The organism is uncultured Rossellomorea sp. (genome assembly GCF_947488365.1).
Classification (GTDB): Bacteria; Bacillota; Bacilli; order Bacillales; family Bacillaceae_B; genus Rossellomorea.
Genome location: NZ_CANKZT010000008.1, coordinates 111,027 through 129,030 on the forward strand (window position 1 = coordinate 111,027; position 18,004 = coordinate 129,030).

12 protein-coding genes and 1 riboswitch are annotated in these 18,004 nt (G+C 45.0%); of the genes, 7 read left to right on the forward strand and 5 right to left on the reverse strand.

Annotated elements, in window-relative coordinates; genetic code table 11:
• The first annotated feature begins 69 nt into the window (after positions 1-69).
• Positions 70-246: riboswitch (Lysine riboswitch) on the forward strand.
• A gap of 115 nt (positions 247-361) precedes the next feature.
• The 3 genes from lysA (at position 362) to Q1B03_RS20160 (ending at position 7,495) form a co-directional block, all read left to right on the forward strand.
• A complete protein-coding gene (gene lysA, locus Q1B03_RS20150; protein WP_299745967.1) occupies positions 362-1,648 on the forward strand; it encodes a diaminopimelate decarboxylase in 1,287 nt (428 codons plus the stop codon).
• A gap of 43 nt (positions 1,649-1,691) precedes the next feature.
• Positions 1,692-2,930 (forward strand): dicarboxylate/amino acid:cation symporter, encoded by a 1,239-nt coding sequence (locus tag Q1B03_RS20155; protein WP_299745969.1) that lies wholly within the window; start codon positions 1,692-1,694, stop codon positions 2,928-2,930.
• Between the two features lie 839 nt (positions 2,931-3,769).
• Positions 3,770-7,495: a S8 family serine peptidase gene (locus Q1B03_RS20160; protein WP_299745971.1), complete on the forward strand. Its 3,726-nt coding sequence runs from the start codon at positions 3,770-3,772 to the stop codon at positions 7,493-7,495.
• A 192-nt stretch (positions 7,496-7,687) separates the two neighbouring features.
• Here Q1B03_RS20160 and Q1B03_RS20165 read toward each other — a convergent pair whose 3' ends face one another.
• Complete coding sequence (locus Q1B03_RS20165; protein WP_299745973.1) at positions 7,688-8,926, reverse strand: S8 family serine peptidase; 1,239 nt, start codon at positions 8,924-8,926, stop codon at positions 7,688-7,690.
• 541 nt (positions 8,927-9,467) lie between these two features.
• On the reverse strand, positions 9,468-10,223 hold the full coding sequence (locus Q1B03_RS20170) for a DUF1836 domain-containing protein (RefSeq protein ID WP_299745975.1): 756 nt from the start codon (positions 10,221-10,223) through the stop codon (positions 9,468-9,470).
• A gap of 166 nt (positions 10,224-10,389) precedes the next feature.
• Here Q1B03_RS20170 and htpX point away from each other — a divergent pair, with 166 nt between their 5' ends.
• Positions 10,390-11,271 carry a protease HtpX gene (htpX, locus tag Q1B03_RS20175; protein WP_299745977.1) on the forward strand — a complete coding sequence of 294 codons (882 nt, stop codon included), beginning with the start codon at positions 10,390-10,392 and terminating at the stop codon, positions 11,269-11,271.
• Positions 11,272-11,496: 225 nt separating this feature from the next.
• Positions 11,497-12,885: a 23S rRNA (uracil(1939)-C(5))-methyltransferase RlmD gene (rlmD, locus tag Q1B03_RS20180; protein WP_299745979.1), complete on the forward strand. Its 1,389-nt coding sequence runs from the start codon at positions 11,497-11,499 to the stop codon at positions 12,883-12,885.
• A gap of 142 nt (positions 12,886-13,027) precedes the next feature.
• On the opposite strand, the gene Q1B03_RS20185 is transcribed toward rlmD, so the two are convergent.
• From Q1B03_RS20185 to Q1B03_RS20195, 3 genes are read right to left on the reverse strand one after another with little or no spacing between them, the layout of a single operon-like run.
• Positions 13,028-13,621 carry a hypothetical protein gene (locus Q1B03_RS20185; RefSeq protein ID WP_299745981.1) on the reverse strand — a complete coding sequence of 198 codons (594 nt, stop codon included), beginning with the start codon at positions 13,619-13,621 and terminating at the stop codon, positions 13,028-13,030.
• Positions 13,618-14,643, reverse strand: a complete 1,026-nt coding sequence (locus tag Q1B03_RS20190; protein WP_299745983.1) for an ABC transporter permease subunit — start codon at positions 14,641-14,643, stop codon at positions 13,618-13,620. The genes Q1B03_RS20185 and Q1B03_RS20190 overlap by 4 nt, the downstream gene beginning before the upstream one ends.
• A complete protein-coding gene (locus tag Q1B03_RS20195; protein ID WP_299745985.1) occupies positions 14,640-15,545 on the reverse strand; it encodes an ABC transporter permease subunit in 906 nt (301 codons plus the stop codon). The genes Q1B03_RS20190 and Q1B03_RS20195 overlap by 4 nt, the downstream gene beginning before the upstream one ends.
• A gap of 264 nt (positions 15,546-15,809) precedes the next feature.
• Between Q1B03_RS20195 and Q1B03_RS20200 the strand changes: the two genes are divergently transcribed.
• Positions 15,810-17,267, forward strand: coding sequence for a YdiU family protein (locus Q1B03_RS20200; RefSeq protein WP_299745987.1), 1,458 nt, complete (start codon positions 15,810-15,812; stop codon positions 17,265-17,267).
• A gap of 129 nt (positions 17,268-17,396) precedes the next feature.
• The gene (locus Q1B03_RS20205; protein WP_299745989.1) at positions 17,397-17,969 is read left to right on the forward strand and encodes an isochorismatase family protein; all 573 of its coding nucleotides are present in this window, start codon (positions 17,397-17,399) and stop codon (positions 17,967-17,969) included.
• Positions 17,970-18,004: the final 35 nt, after the last annotated feature.

The following is an 18,004-nucleotide window of genomic DNA, read 5'->3' on the forward strand; positions in this document are numbered from 1 at the left end:
TTTCAAAAACCAATTGACAACTATTTTAAGAGAGTGGTATAGTAATTCAAACAAAATAATACGTCACTCTCTGATAATAGAGGCGCGAGTATGATGAGTATCTTCTTTGAGAATAATGGATTCCGGGATAAGAAGGGAAAGGCAGATCGCCGAAGCAGAAAATAGCCAATTCTATTTTTTGTTGGGCCAGCATTGAAGAAATGTTGGACTGTCACAATGAAAAAGTTGTGGAGAACTATTGAAGAGATGTTAATACATAGTCTTCATTATGTTTCCAAAACTTTTGATGATAAACCGTATGAGCATCGCTTCATACGGTTTTTTTGTGTTTTTTTAGAGAGAGTCAAAAGGAGTATAGGATATGAGTACAGTTGATGTGAATGTTCGTGGAGATCTTGAAATCGGAGGAATGAGCACGGGTGAGTTGGTGGAGACCTATGGCACGCCTTTAATGGTTTACGATGAAGGAATGATTCGTGAAAATGCCCGACTTTTCCGTAATGCCTTCAACGAAAGCGGATTGCAGTTCCAGGTGGCATATGCGAGTAAAGCGTTCCTATGTAAAGAGATTGTGCGCCTGGCAGAGCAGGAGGAGTTATCACTGGATGTTGTATCCGGCGGGGAATTGTATACGGCCCTTGAGGCAGGTTTTCCAGCGGAGCGTATTCATTTTCATGGGAACAACAAGTCAGAAGAGGAGCTACTCATGGCACTTGAGGCTAAAATCGGCTGCTTTGTTGTCGATAGTTTCCTAGAGCTTGAACTGCTGCATGATCTGGCCAAGGAGCGTGAGCAGCAGGTTCAGATCCTGATCAGGGTCACGCCAGGTGTGGAAGCCCACACCCATGAGTACATCACGACGGGACAGGAGGATTCGAAATTCGGATTCAGCATTTCCAACGGACAGGCGAATACGGCGATTCAGTTAGCTCTCCACAAGCCGTACTTCTCATTACTCGGTCTGCATTCACATATTGGATCTCAGATTTTCGAACGGGAAGGGTTTGATCAGGCGATTCAAGTACTGGCAGATTTCCTGCAGCGGATCCGGATCGAATTTGATGTGACTATGCCGGTGCTGAATATCGGCGGAGGATTCGGTGTCCGGTACACGGAAGAAGACCAGCCCCTGCCGATTCCAACGTATGTGAAGGGCATTACCGATAGTGTGAAGACCTATTTCACCAAGAATGAATATCCGCTCCCTGAAGTATGGGTGGAGCCGGGACGAAGCATGGTGGCTGAAGCTGGGACGACCTTGTATAAAGTGGGGTCGAAGAAAATCATTCCCGATGTGCGCACGTACGTCGCGATCGACGGGGGGATGACGGACAATATTCGCCCGGCCCTCTATCAGGCGAAATACCATGCGGTGCTTGCCAATCGTCCCCATGAGGAATGCACGGAGCTTGTGAGTATTGCCGGGAAATGCTGCGAATCCGGTGACATGCTGATCTGGGACCTGATGCTGCCACCGACGAATTACGGTGATATTCTGGCCGTGTTCAGTACAGGAGCCTACGGGTATTCCATGGCGAGTAATTATAATCGGATTCCAAGACCGGCTGTTGTGTTTGTAAAGGATGGGGAATCACGGGTCGTGATCGAGCGTGAATCGTATGCTGATTTAGTTCGGAATGACCGGTAAAGAATAATCCACCTTACAATCATAATGAAGAGGAGAACATAGAATGAAAAACATATTTAAAACGTACGGATTAGCCATCACACTACTCGCATCCATTATCATAGGATCCATTATCGGACTGACCATGGGAGAGAAAGCAGAAATGTTAAAACCCTTGGGAGATATCTTCCTGAATCTCCTCTTTACGATCGTGGTACCCCTGGTTTTCTTTTCGATCTCATCGGCGATCGCCAATTTGGAATCGAAAGGTCAATTTAAGAAAATCATGCGCAGTATGCTGGTGATATTCCTGATCACCACGATCATCTCGTCTGTGTTGATGATTGTGGGAGTGAAGGTTTTTCCCCCGACGGAAGGTATTACCATCAGTCTGGACCAGTCAGTTGAAACAGAAGACATCCAATTGGGGGACCAAATCGTCCAAACCTTTACTGTGGATAATTTCATTGAATTATTTACACGGGAGCATATGCTGCCCCTTATCTTGTTTTCAGTGGCACTCGGATTTGCCACGAATCGACTGGGGGAAAAAGCAGAGCCATTGAAAAAAATCCTACAGGCAGGGGCCGATGTGAGCATGAAGTTGGTATCGTATATCATGTATTATGCCCCAATCGGTCTGGCTGCCTATTTTGCTACATTAGTAGGAACGTTCGGGGCAAGCTTACTATCTTCTTATTTGCGTTCTTTCCTATTGTATTTAGTGATAGCGGTGATTTACTTTGTAGTGGTTTTCTCCTTCTATGCCTTTGTGGCAGGAGGGAAAAGAGGGGTGAGAGGCTTTTGGAAGCATAACCTTTTACCTGCGGCAACCGCAATCGGAACACAAAGCTCAGTGGCAACCATTCCTGCCAATCTGGATGCAACGAAAAAGATGGGGGTATCCAATGCCGTTCGAGAAACGGTCATTCCTATTGGAGCGTCGATTCATAAAGACGGCTCGGCCATGGGGGCCATCTTGAAAATCGTCTTTGCATTTGGCGTTCTGGGCATTCCTTTTGAAGGGCTTGATACGTACCTTATAGCGGTATTGGTCGCGATTATCACCGCAATCGTCATGGGGGGGATCCCTGGAGGAGGACTGATTGGTGAAATGTTCATCATCGCCGCCTACGGGCTGACGCCGGAAGTGCTTCCGTTATTAGCGGTGATCTCAACTATAATCGATATTCCGGCTACGTTACTGAACGCAACAGGAGACAACGCAGTAGCCGTGCTGGTCGAACGATTTACAAAGAAAAAAACCATTGCCGGCAGGAAAGACATAGAATCGGTAGCGTAGATAGGACAAGGGGACAGGTAAACTGATAACTAGTCATTCATCATTCAAGTGACCTCTACGCATTCATTTTTCAACTAGCTATTTCACACGAGTTGGGACATAATGATGGATCTAATATCCCGTTCGGAAAGTCTCTATTAATGCAAAATAGGAGCAGGTTGAACCCTTTGTGGTTCCGCCTGCTCTTTTTCTATTTATCCTTTTTTTCACAGAGCTGCATGAAAAGATGATGAACTTCACTCGGCGACATCATGCCCCGAGTGATTAATATTAAGATGTTCGACTTTATGAACGAGTAAAGCCTCATGTATTGCTGATTCTATTTATCCTCCCTTGATATCTTCTATTATATATTTTTAGGGGACTTAAGACGGATGGAGAGATGCTGATGCGTTTGTACTAATGAAGGACCTTTCATTTCTCTCACAGAATGTGTTCTTTGTTCCGTCCTCTCAATTTACTCGATTTCACCACTTTCTATTTAGATTTAATGCTCAAAAAAATGTGTCAATATTCACAAAAAAGTTGAATGTAATCCACCATTCTCTTTGTGGCTAGTTCCCTACTCCCGAAAAATAACCCCAATTGAGAAAGGGACGGACTTAGACTTACAATTCAATTAACCACATAGCGTCTACACGACTTCAAGATACCTTACCTATCACATCCTCAGAACTTCAAAAAACGATCTTTATTTGGAGGTGATGATTGATTTGCATTCTAGTAGTCTTTCATTCTTTAAATCATTTTAGTAGGACTACATACCTTCTTCATTTTTTTCCCCAACAAGAGTCAACTTTTAAGAATCCATCAACATTTAATAGAATAGGAGAATGTTCATGAAAAAGCTTAACTTGAAACCACTTCTCGTTGGATCGATTGCCGCTACGATGATTTCAGGCACTATGTTTCAAGTGGATGCCCAAAGTGTCTCTTCCAAAGATGCTGATCCCACACAGTCAACAGTCGATGTGAATACGGCCATCAAGGGGGAGCACACCGTCACCCTTATCACAGGTGATGTGGTCAAGGTATCCACTCTGGAAAACGGCAAACAAATCATCAACGTGGAGGCTGCTGACAAGAATGGCGAAGGTGTCAGGGTCATGACCATCAAAGACGACACTTTCGTATTCCCGAACTCTGCCATGCCTTATATGGCTGCAGGTAAAATGGATGAAGACTTATTTAATATTACGAAATTGATTGAGTACGGGTATGATGATAAGAATCAAGCGTCTGTACCTGTCATCGTAGAATACAAGGAAACCAAGGCGAAGACTTTCTCAGCAGCTCCGGCGCCAAAAGGATCGAAGAAAGTGAGAGACTTGGAAAGCATTAATGGAGCGGCTCTTTCTGCCGAGAAAAAGCAGGCAGTAACATTCTGGAAAGACGTCACTGCTCAAAGTGAAAAGAAAGAAACGGAGAAAGCACCCTTATTTGAATACGGCGTTGATAAAATCTGGCTGGATGGCCGTGTAGAAGCAGCCCTTGATCAAAGTGTACCGCAAATCGAAGCCGATTCGGCTTGGGAACAAGGCTTTACAGGAGAGGGAGTCAAGGTTGCCGTACTTGATACTGGAATCGACTCGGAGCATCCGGATATAGCAGGTCAGATTGATGATGCTGTAAGCTTCGTACCTGGTGAAGAAGTGAAGGACGTCAATGGTCACGGAACCCATGTTGCCTCTACCGTTCTTGGAACAGGCGCAGGCGATGGAAAACATAAAGGTGTTGCTCCCGATGCCCGATTACTAGTTGGAAAGGTATTGAGTGATCAAGGATACGGGCAGGATTCCTGGATCATCGACGGAATGGAGTGGGCCTCAGAAAATGCCAAAATCGTCAATATGAGTCTTGGAAGCGATATGCCAAGTGATGGGACAGACCCAATGGCAGAAGCGGTGAATCGATTGACAAATGAAAATGGAACCTTATTCGTCATTGCTGCCGGCAACAGAGGCGGGGAAGGTACAATCGGATCGCCTGGTGCAGCTGATGCAGCCTTGACGGTTGGAGCAGTGGATAAAGAGGATGAACTGGCGTATTTCTCTTCCAAAGGTCCACGCTATGGGGACATGGGACTCAAACCGGATCTTTCAGCTCCTGGTGTGGGAATCGTCGCGGCTCGTTCTCAATATTCCAGTGGAACTGGAGATTATAAAAGTTTAAATGGTACATCAATGGCGACTCCTCATGTGGCGGGTGCAGCTGCCATTTTAGCTGAAAAGCACCCTGATTGGGACGGCACTACATTAAAACAGGCTCTGATGAATACGACAAAGAAGCTTGATGGTTACCAGCCTTATCATGTCGGTACAGGCCGGGTGGACATAGCAGCTGCCCTGGATACACAGGTAAGAGCAACAGGCTCGGTCTCATTCGGATTCTTTAAATGGCCTCATGATCAAGCAGCTCCAGTAGAAAAGGTAGTGACCTATACAAATGATAGTGAGGAAGAAATCACTCTTGAACTTGAATCAGCCTTTACAAATGCGGAGGGAGAAGAGGCACCAAACGGCATGCTCACAGTCTCTGATCAAACCGTTACGGTTCCTGCAGGAGGAACGGTGGACGTGAATGTAACACTCGATTCAACGCTTGGTGAAACTGGATCCCGATACCAAGGGTTCCTGACAGCCAAAAAAGACGGAATAGAACTCGTACGCACAGCGATGGCGATGGTCAAGGAAGAAGAGCGTTATCCACTCACCTTGAACGCAACCGATCGTGACGGATCGAAAGGACAAGCTTATGTCGTACTGTTCAGTGAAAAAATGGAGCCTGAAGTAGTGGGCGTAGATGGAACCCTCGAGCTTCGACTGCCACCTGGCACTTATTCCGCTATGTCTCTCATGGATGTCGACATGGATACGGATCACGCAGGAGTAGCCCTTGTCGGAAATCCGGAAGTGAAGCTTGACGGACCTAAAACAGTCGAGTTGGATGCACGAAAAGCGAAGGAAATCAAAGTAGAGGTACCGAAGAAAACAGAAGCGAATTACCAACGTATGGAGTACCATCAAACCATCGGTGATATGCCAATGACAAGTTTATACTTAATGCCGGTGTGGATCGATAAACTATATGCCGTACCGACCAAGGAAGTGCAAAGTGGATACTTCGAGCAGCTGACACGCTGGCGCCTGACCAAGCCACTATTGACGATCAATTTTAACGGAAAAGAATTGGATGATATCCCGTTGGCAGGAAGTACATTATTGGATGGAAAGTACAATCTGACTACGGTGTATGCCGGAAAAGGAAGCGCTGCTGACTTTGATCGATTAAAGGCAAAAGGAAAGGCAGTCGTAGTGGACCGGAATGCAGAAGTGAGCGTTTCACAGCAAGCAACAAATGCCGCGGCTGCAGGAGCGAAGCTGGTTATCGTTGTGAATAATGAAGATAAAGAATTCAGCGTTTATGCAGGAACTCCTGAATACACAGACAATCCATTAGCTGTTGCTGCTATCAGCAAAAAAGAAGGGGATAAGCTTGTAAAGGCGGTCCGTTCAGGGAATATTAAGCTTAAGGTGGAAGGGAACACTGATTCTCCATACGTGTATGACCTGATGGATGTCCATGAAGGATCCATCCCGAAGGACTTGACTTATGCACCAAAAGGCAAGGATTTAGCGAAAATAGATACGCGCTACAATTCACATCTTGAAACGGATGGAGGGGAATTCCGCTTTGACCTCCGTCCACATACAAGAGGAGCGGTAGGTTTCCTTCAAAAGGTTTCACTCCCTAGTGCCCGTACAGAATATGTTTCCGCAACAGAAGACACAGGCTGGTATCATCAGGCCAACGTACTGGATGAGGGGTGGCAGGTCCGTCAACCGCTGAAGTCGTATGATGGAGGGGAGAAAATGACAGAGAACTGGTTCTCACCTGTAGTCCGTCCAAGTCTCGGAGATGGTTACTGGCCGCCGAGAAGACAGGGTGATTCCCTCCAAATCAATGTCCCTGCATGGGCTGATGCCGGAACAGGGAACACAGGCGGGACAGAATGGGATGTATCTTTCCAAAACCAGACCTCTCAGTTATACAAAGGGGATACGTTACTGAAAGAAGGAAAGGGACAGGCGTTGAATGTATGGGACGTCTTACCACAAGAACGTACCCAATACCGATTCATCACAGATGCCAAACGTGATGAAAACCGCTGGAATACATCCACCCGCACACATACGGAATGGACCTTCTGGACGGAAAAAACAGAGAACTGGATGGAAGACCTCCCGTTCCTGACCCTTGATTACCAAGTGGATACAGATGTCAAAGGGGATGCCTTATCCAATCGTCCGACAAGTCTTGAGCTAACTGTAGGTAAAGTGAAAGAGGCTGTAGGCTACGGAAATGTAGAAGGTGCAACCCTGGAGGTATCGTTCAATGAAGGGAAGACCTGGAAGAAAGTAAAACTTAACCAAGAGGGGGATACGTTCAGCGTAACCATTCAAAACCCCAAAAACGCAACATCTGTTTCATTGAAGGCAAGTGCTTGGGATGATGAAGGAAATAAGATCACTCAGGAAATCATCAAGGCGTATGGATTAAGGTAGTTTTAGTAAAGAAGATGCCTATTTTTAGGGGCATCTTCTTTTACTTTAGTAAGACGGAAACATCTTTTAGAATGTTATTTTAGCAGAGGTGCAGAATGACAGATAGAGAAATAAGAAAGGGGACTACCTGAAATAAAGGAAGTCCCCATAAAGATTATTAAAATGTACATTATGGTTTCAATCACCTAAAAATCAGTTGACTGTCGGGAAACCAAATCCTGAAGCATAGTCATCACCTGTTGCAGCACCGGAGCCGCCCAAAATATCATTGCTCTTAGCACGATTTTGGATTTCGGCACGAAGCTGGGATGCAGATAGGCTAGGGTTTGCGGCCCAAATTTTTGCAGCTAACCCTGAGACATGTGGGGTAGCCATGGAAGTTCCACTGATTGTATGGTATGTTCCATCAAACCATGTAGATTCGATTGCTCGCCCTGGAGCAGAAACCTCTATATCACGCACCCCGATGACATAGTCCCCATCCGTATTTGGGTTTCCACGAGAAGAAAAGTCAGCTACACGATACGTTCCATTTTCCTGAACATCTTCAAGTGCAGCTACTGCTACAGCATTTACCAGGGCTCCAGGATAACCTATGGTGTTTGCACTTGGACCTGAGTTACCTGCTGCCGCTACGACTAATACGCCTTTGTTATAAGCGTAATTAACTGCATCCGTTATAAGTGGGCTTTCGGAACTGGAGCCCAGTGACATGGAAATTACCGTTTTTACGTTTAAGCGATCTGCTTCGTCTGCGGCATAACGAATCGCTGCTGCGATGTCATCCGAATAGCCTGAACCACGATCATTCAATACCTTATATGCCCAAAGCTTTGCATCAGGAGCTACACCGTAAATCCCATCGCCGGCTCCGCCATCAGCAAGGACCGTTCCGGCTACGTGAGTACCATGCCCGTTTTTATCTTCACAAAAGTTTGTAACAAGATTGGATTTTCTCTGTGAGAAGTCATTACATTGTTCAACGTTATTCGTAAGGTCAGAGTGATTTGTATTGGCACCGGTATCAAGTACGGCAACTTTAATTCCACTGCCTCCGGATGTTGTATTAATTGTCGGGTCCTCATACATAGCTTCAATTCCCCATGGTGTTTGGTCGATCGGTGCAGCAGTTGCTGTTCCGCCAGGCTTGGCAGCCAGTGAAACTTCCTCCACAAGCTTTACTGACAGGTTTTTATTCTTTTGAAGTGCATTGAATCGTGCTTCAGTCACTTCAGTGGAGAAACCCCTTTGGTCGAAACTCCAGCGAACGCCGTAATTCTGCTTAGCATTATTTACTGCTTTTTCATTTGTTGAAGAAATGAGTACACGAACCTTTTCAGAGTTTTCAACCGCATCAACCGGACTTGTGTAGGCCGGTGCAACCAATAAAGCGCTTAAGACGACGCTCCCTAAAATCTTTCCTACTTTCATTTCCAACATCCTCTCCTTTTATTTGTTACAATACTTACCCCACTTAAACGAATTGCGAAGAACGCGCTCCTCCCCACTAAAACGTTATTACAAGAATCATAGTGATGGGCGACTAAACCAATATGTAATGAATCTTGCAGATTAATCGTAACAAAATCTTATTATTAACTGAATAAGTCGAATTTTCTGTAAAAGTAAAATATTAGGATGCTGAAAAAATGAATGTTGAATTAATGCGTTATTTATGAAAATTTTCATTATAACCAGAAGGAATTGGTGTTTCTTTATAGGGATTAAGTCATGTGTTTTTTCAACCCATTATTGAAACTTTTTTAAGAATGGTTGTTTAGAAGTGGAATCGACAAATTCATGGAGTGTTTTTATCCCATTTGATTATGGAGGAAGGAGGAGAAGGGTTATTATCATCACTTGATCTGATGCGGAAAGTATTGAAAATTAACCGGCACTCTATTGTTCGGAATGCCTGAAGGATAATAAAAAAATCAACAAATGCCTGACCCCAGAGATGGTCAGGCACTTGTTAATTGATTCCCTGCAAAGTTAAGGCAGCCTTCACATACTTCTTCGTAGCAGCCTGGTAAAAAGCCGACTGTACAGTAAACACAGAAACGATCAACACATTCAGGACAATGTTGAGGTTCTCTTCTTTAACCCCTTCAAATGAAGGGAACAGCCGCTTACATTCTTCCTTAATAAATTGATCGATCAACTCATTGACTGAACCAGTAGCGGAACCTTTCATTGTTGGCAACGAACGATGATGAATTTTATCAAAGACGGAAGAGTAGGCAGCGTATAAATCGGTTGGGTTTACAATGTCATCTGTACGGTCTTCTATGTTGTTGAACACAAGGGTTAAAACCTTTCGAATGGATTCAAAATCCAGCGTTGCTTTTAGATCTTCAACGATGAATAGCATGGCAGCTTGTTCGATGGTATATTTCTTTCCGAATTGCGGAGATCCAATCAGCTCTTTCACATCACGCTTCACCCAGTTTTGGACGGTACTTTGGGGGAAGTTGGTGAATTCGATTTGATTTCCAAGAGAGACGATTTCATTTAGAGAGAAGCCGATTTCACGTTTAGTCGGTTTGATGATTTTTTGAACGATAGGAGGCATATCGCTTGAGATGAAGGACTCGACTGATTTTTCATCATTATGACTAATGTTCCACGCATCTTGTAGTACCATGAGCGGGGTACGGTAGGTTGTCCCGTTTAGGGATAATAGCAAGTCGGCCATATTTTTACGTGTCAGGTTAAACGTTTTCATCATGAACACCCTGTCTTTTTCCAATTATCTTCTTTAATACTACTGGTTCCCTTGGGTCTCGTCAATTCACCTGGTGAGAGAGAATTATTCTTGTATTTTACCTAAAAAAAATATATAATGATTTCAGATACAGGTTCAAATGAACTTGAAATGAGAGTGAGGAGACAAGATGGGGAAGCGAATATTTTATTTCCTTTTAACGAACGTTCTAGTACTACTGACGATTAGTATTATTTTTTCACTAACTGGAGCAGGTAACTACATTAATGCTTCAGGCGGAATTGATTTCGGAGCGTTACTGGTTTTTAGTGCGATTATTGGTTTTTCCGGGTCGTTCATTTCACTGGCCATGTCTCGTTGGATGGCAAAGAAAATGATGGGCGTCCGTGTATTAGATCCGAATGGAGCATTGTCTTCTGAGGAACAGATTGTTGTTGAAAAAGTCCACCGTTTATCAAGAGCGGCTGGTTTAGTGCATATGCCAGAGGTAGGAATTTACAACTCTCCTGAAGTAAATGCCTTTGCGACGGGTCCTTCGAAGAAACGCTCATTGGTTGCCGTTTCGACTGGATTGCTTCGCGAAATGGATGATGATGCAGTTGAAGGCGTCATCGCTCATGAGGTGGCCCACGTGGCCAACGGAGATATGGTGACCATGACGTTGCTTCAAGGTGTGGTCAACACCTTTGTCGTTTTTCTGGCAAGAATCGCTGCATGGATTGCGTCACGATTTGTAAGAGAAGAAATGGCACCAATCGTTCATTTTGTTGCTGTGATTCTATTCCAAATCGTATTCTCGATCTTGGGAAGTTTAGTTGTCTTCGCTTATTCCCGTCACCGTGAGTATCACGCTGACCGTGGAGGAGCTGACCTTGCCGGTAAGGATAAAATGGTCCACGCTCTGCAAATGTTAAAAGCATACTCAAGTCGTATGAAGGGTGATGATGACACAGCCATCTCCACATTAAAAATCAACGGAAGACGAAAATCAGCCATCTTCTCGACTCACCCTGATCTGGATGATCGGATCAGTCGATTGGAAGCGAAATAATAAATTTATGAGGTGCCTGACTCCGTTTGGGGGTTGGGCACTTTTTTTATCCTTGTAAGGGACGGAGGGACAGGTCCCTTGTCCCCATATCCACAAACTACTGAACTCAAGGAAGTGAATTGCATTGCATGGGACAAGGTGCCTGTCCCCATGTCCCTGTTGCATTCATCCTGCTTTTTTAATAAAGTATAGAGTTAGAGAGCATTTTGAAGGAGGACTCAGGAATTGACGAATATCAAACCAGAAACAATGGTTGCTACTATAGAAGAGTTGGATCAAAAAGGGTCGGGACAGGCTGTTATTTGGCGGGAGAATGAGCTTGGAAATCCGAAGAAGTTAAGGCTTACGATTCCGCAGACGCTTCCGGGAGAGAAGGTTCGTGTAACGGTTGATCAGCCTGATCGCAGAAGAAGGAAGGCCATGCCGGATGAAGTCCTTGAAGCCCATCCTGAAAGAACGGAAGCTCCATGTCCGCATTTTGAGCGGTGTGGCGGATGTGTGTGGCAGCATTGGGAATACGAGGGTCAGTTAAAACAGAAGACGGATCATGTGAAGCATGCTTTGGAAGTCCAAGGCTTTGACCCGAATTTAGTGAGAGACACCATGGGGATGGATAATCCTTGGCGTTACCGCAATAAGATGGAATTTACGTTTTCTCCTGAAGGTGCCCTTGGATTGCATGAGCAGGGGAATTTCAGAAAGATTATTTCGCTTGAAACCTGTTTGATTGCAAGTGTTGAAATGGTGGAAGCGACGATGGAAGTCGCTGATTGGGTGAAGGACCACGGATTAAAAGGATATGATAAAGATAAGCATGAAGGCTTACTGCGTCACTTAATGGTGAGACAATCCTTTGTAACGGGCGAGCTAATGCTTGCGCTTTTTGCCACAGAGGCACCCGGCGCTCATCAAACAGCGGTGGACGATCTTGTAAAGCGTGTCGGCGAGAAGTTCCCGCTTGTGAAAAGCTTGCTATGGCTTGAGAACACAGCATGGGCAGACCGTACACAGGCGGAGGAAATCCATCTCCTGTCCGGTCGTGACTTTATTTATGATGAAATGGATGGATACCGTTTCCGTCTTTGGTTCGATACGTTCTTCCAGACGAATCCGACACAAGCTCAAAAGCTTGTTGACATAGCGATCGAAATGGGACAGCCGAAGAAATCAGAAAAAATGATCGACCTTTTCTGTGGAGTGGGAACATTTTCTCTACCATTTGCCAGCAGGGTAGGAGAGCTTGCCGGCATTGAAATCGTTGAAAGTTCGATTGAATCTGCGAAACGTAATGCTGAAGATAATGGCATCTCGAACACGACATTCCTGGCGAAGGATGCTCGTAAAGGAATTGACCAAATGCTGGAGAGCTTTGGACATCCGGAATTATTAATGCTTGACCCGCCACGATCTGGTGCAGGCGGAAAAGTCATGAGACGAATCGGACGCGCCAAACCGGAACGCATCGTGTATGTTTCCTGTAACCCTGATACGTTCGCAACGGATATTAAGGAGCTTGAACCATTCGGATACACCCTGGATGCTGTGCAACCTGTTGACTTATTCCCTCAAACGGTGCACGTGGAATGTGTAGCAACACTGACACTGAATTCATGAGTACACGGAGAGATTCTTCTCGCATGAAAGGAAATACCTGACCCTGATTGGGGGCAGGTATTTTTTTGTTTATGATTAAGAGGGACGGACCTCTCCTCTGCCTCACAAGGCAAAATTCAATTGCAGAATAGAGGTCCGTCACTCATTTCACTGGCCTGGATTTTTTCGGAATGTTCGTCAGGTTCCATTTAGCGGCATCACCGTTTGGGTCAGAGATGCTCACGATCGGGGCTACTTTGATCATCCCGGAGATGGGGTTTTCGTTGTACTCGAAATCGAAGTAGCCGATGTTCGGGGCGATGTCCTCCCCCCGGAGCCCATAGATTTCCTGAACCTTGGATTTTTGGATGGCGGGGTTAAAGATGACCTCCAGCTTGTAGCGCGATTCCGGATTGACCCGTTGCACCTTGATCTGGAAATTCCCGTCTTCGTCCACCACCCCGGTACTTTCCGTGACGTATTCCTCACTTTCTTCTCCCTGCCAGTTGATGACCCTTGCGTAGGATTCGAACTCACCATAATCCTTTAGCCCGGCAGACATGGTGCTATCCTCTGGAAGGTTGGATTGGCCTTCTACAATGAGTTCTTTTCCTTGAAGCAGGACCGTTCCGGTTATATCAACCCTGACTCCGGAAGGCGCATCCTGCTTTTGAGAAAGTTCGGTTGCCATTTCAACCCGGCATCCTGTCAGTAAAAACAGACTGACCGCCAGAATATACTTCAGCCTATTCCTCAATGGAATTCCTCCTTTGAGCGGTTTGTGAACGAAAAGGGATCTTCCAGTCGAGAAGAAGGTCCCCTCTTGTTGGAAGGAGTCTCGCCTTTCCCGACAGGAAGCGTATCCTCAAGAAGAACCTTTTTTAAAAACCTGCTTATCTCATTGATGCAAAAGATTGAAACGGCAAAAAAAGCAAGTGGTGTCAGCACCAGCCACGTATGCAGAAAGACCATTTGAATGTTGATACTCATCGTGGCCGCCCACTCATTTGTATAGGAAAAGTATTCCGGTATGTGCTCCATGATCCCGAACTCCTCCGTTTTCAGACCACCCAAACAGATATGGAGAACTCCAAGTTGAATGAGGAGGTACAGGGTCTGGGAGATTTGCTCGGAAAACATGACAAGGGCATGGCGGCTGAACTGGGGCCGTAAATGGCGCTTGATGATATAGAATCTGCTTGCTCCGATTTGTTTGGATACGGTAACGAAATCATTTTTTAGATACTCCTTCATTTCTTCCCCGATATACATCCCGAGTGAAGGAATCACGATGATCGCAATCACCACTATTTCAATGATCAGAAATTGAAACGAATACATCGCCCCTGACTCGAAGGCAAGCTGGAGTGGGGTGAGAAGAACAAAGGCAATGATTGCAAGTGGGATGAAGTTAAATGTATCCCCGATCCCTTTGATCATCTGTTTCGCCCAATCAGGAAGAAAAGCATACACAATACCGAACGTGAACCCGCCGACCATGCGGAGCAGTGCAATGACCATTGCCGATAACAGCGTATATTTCGCACCGGCAAGGAGCAAATAGAATAAATTCCGTCCGAGTTTATCACTGCCCAAAGGGGGCATTTCCTCCATTGTATATGGAGGATCTGCGATTATTCGTCCAGAATCATCCTTTAAATACGGCGGCCCAGGTTCGAGCAGTTCTGGATATATGGCCGGTATGATGAAGCTCGCTGAAAGCATGACAAAGAGAAAACCAACGGGCAGCCAGAACCGGAATGATTTAAGAATCCTCATGAACTGACCTCCTCTCCAGACAGCCATTTTTTCAGTAAAATAGCACCTAATGTAAACACAATGAAGAATGGTATATAAATCATCAGCATCCCGATGAAAAAGGCACTTGGCGTATTGATGGAAACATCGAGGAGCACATTCATAAATCCGTTGATATTAAAAAGTATCTCAATGATCAACAGGTTTGAAAGCATAAGCAGAAAAATCGGTTTGATGTGATAATAAAAGTGAATCCACACATTTCGGAATAGGTGAACCCATACTGTATAGGCTTTTGAGAAACCCTTCGAATAGGAATATTCGACATATGGTTTTTCCTCTTCTTCCCGAAGCTGGAATAAGAAATGCTTCGTTAAAAAAGCAATTGGCATGATCGCAAGACAAATGATCGGGAGCAGATAGATTTTTTCATCCCCAAGGGTGTAGATGTCAAACAGCAAAATATCCGTCTTTTTGAAAAACCAGACAATGAAAAGTTGGATAAATACGATAATCAGAACATCCGGGAGGGAATCCAGTGAATCCAGCAAACGGAAGCAGATCTGATAAATTTTCTTAGGCAGAAACATAAACAAGTAGCTAACAAGGGAAGACGTGACGGCAGCAAGAAAAAAGGCCAGGAGCAAGAGCGAGAACGAGTAACCGAACAGCTGAAAAAACAACGGATAAATCGGGTAGCTTTTGAAGTCCATTGGATCCCCGATTTTGATGATAATGGAGCCTGGTCGGAGCATTTCACGTCCCATCTCCTGCAAGGTTTGAAGATATTTCCCCAGCATGATGACCAATTCCGTATCATACGCAAGCAGAGAACCGGCACCGCTGAAAAGGAATAATCCGATGCATGTGAGCAAGAATTGAATGGGAAGACCGATGACATTGAACTTTCTCAGTAAAAACACCCCCAAAGTCTTTTAGAAGTATTATATCTTTGCATTACAAAAATTTCAAAATAATTTTAATTTTTACAATAATGTTAATTTGCTGGATGTTATTCTTGGTATAGGAATTCATGCCAATGAAAATCCTATCAGTAGTGATACATACGCAGGTGCCATATAGGACATTAGCCGAGAAGAACGTTATAATGATGGTGACATAAAAGGGAACTACACAAAAATCATAGACGGTCTATGGTTTTTTGTTTTATTTATGAAAAGAAGGAGATGACGATAATGGGAAATCAAGCAGGTTGGAATCTCGAGAACAGCTATACCACACTTCCAAGTTCTTTTTTTACTAGACAGGATCCGACTCCTGTTCAAGCTCCAAAGCTGATCGTACTGAATGAACGAGTGGCTGAGTCGCTGGGGCTGGACGCGGGGAAACTTGGAGAAGAGGTAGAGGTATTTGCCGGGAACCGAATTCCGGAAGGTGCCGAACCCCTTGCTCAAAGCTATGCCGGGCATCAGTTTGGCCATTTTACTATGCTGGGAGACGGTCGTGCAGTCCTGATCGGTGAACAGATCACCCCATCAGGTGAGCGTTTTGATATCCAGCTCAAAGGGGGAGGGAGAACCCCTTATTCCCGAGGTGGGGACGGTCGCGCGGGACTTGGACCGATGCTCAGGGAGCATATCATCAGTGAAGCCATGCACGGACTTGGGGTTCCGACTACCCGGAGTTTGGCGGTGGTGACTACGGGTGAACCGATTTATCGGGAAACGGAACAGCAGGGTGCGATCCTGATCCGCGTAGCGGCTAGTCATCTTCGTGTCGGTACTTTTCAGTTTGCTTCTAAATTTGGAACGGTAGATGATCTCCGCGCACTGGCTGATTATGCAGTTGAGCGTCATTACCCGGAAGGTATGAATGCACCGAACCGTTATCTTTACCTGTTAAAAGAAGTCATCAAGCGCCAGGCTGCACTTATTGCCAAGTGGCAAATGGCCGGGTTCATTCATGGTGTGATGAACACAGATAACATGACGATCAGCGGAGAGACCATTGATTATGGACCATGCGCTTTTATGGATACGTATGACCCGGCAACAGTATTCAGCTCCATTGATACCGGGGGACGTTATGCCTATGGCAATCAGCCTCAAATTGCCGGTTGGAACCTTGCCCGATTTGCCGAAAGTTTGTTGCCGATTCTTCATGATGAACAAGAAGAGTCGCTGAAACTTGCTCAAGATGCTGTGCTGGAATTCCCTAAGCTGTATGAAGCTCGCTGGCTCGACGGAATGAGAGGGAAACTCGGTATTTTCAACAAAGAAGAAGGGGACGAATCCCTTGCAAAAGATCTTCTGGGATTAATGAAAGAGAATCGTGCCGACTATACGAATACATTCCGTTCATTAACAAATGAGGAAGAAATCGATCTGTTTAAAAATACTGAATTTATTCAATGGAAAGAACGCTGGGAAGAAAGACTAAACAGGCAAAAAGAATCGAAAGAAGCAACTCATCAGTTAATGCGAAAAAGCAATCCGTCGGTGATTCCCCGGAATCATCGTGTGGAGGAAGCGTTGGAAGCTGCTGTGAAAAGCAATGATTACAGCGTAATGGAGCGTTTGCTTGAGGTCCTTAAGAATCCTTACCAGTACACGACAGAACAGTGCGAGTACACCAAACTCCCGGAACCATCTGTTCGTCCTTACCGAACGTATTGCGGTACATGAAGAATGAACCTGTAACAGGAAGCCCAAAAGGTTTCCTGTTTTTTTTGTGTGTAAGAGGACTTTCTCATTGATAAGTCGAAACTATTCAAAGATAGTTGAGGAGAAAATGGAGATAAAGGAGTTTTTCTATTGAACCAAGCATTGCTCGTGATTGATGCCCAGCAGGAATTAATTGAAGGAAATGAAGGGGAACAAGCTGTATTCCAAAAAGAGAGGCTGATTGAAACCATCAATCGGGTCATCCAAATGGCAGCCGAAGCGGGTGCTCATCCCGTCTTTATACGGGATAAGGATGTCGGAGGCGGGGAAGGTGACGGATTCCAGGTTCACAGGGACATCCATGTTCCGGACAACGCTGTTGTGTATGATAAATTAGCGACAAATTCGTTTTATGGTACGCCTTTATTAAGCTTTTTAAAAGACAATAAGGTTGAACATGTCGTCATCATGGGCTGCCAAACAGAATATTGTATCGACACCGCTGTTCGGTATGCAACGGTTAATGGATTGGATGTAACCCTGGTATCGGATGGTCACTCAACGAAGGATTCATCCGTGTTGAAGGCTGAACAAATCATCCAGCACCATAACAAGGCTTTGTATGGTCATTATAATGTAGATCATTTCTCCGACGTCAGACAATCCGATGAAGAGTTGTTTCAGCCGAAGCATGATTATTATCGGGAGAAATACGGAATGTAGAATAGAAGAGCTCATTTTGTCAGATCTGATGAGAT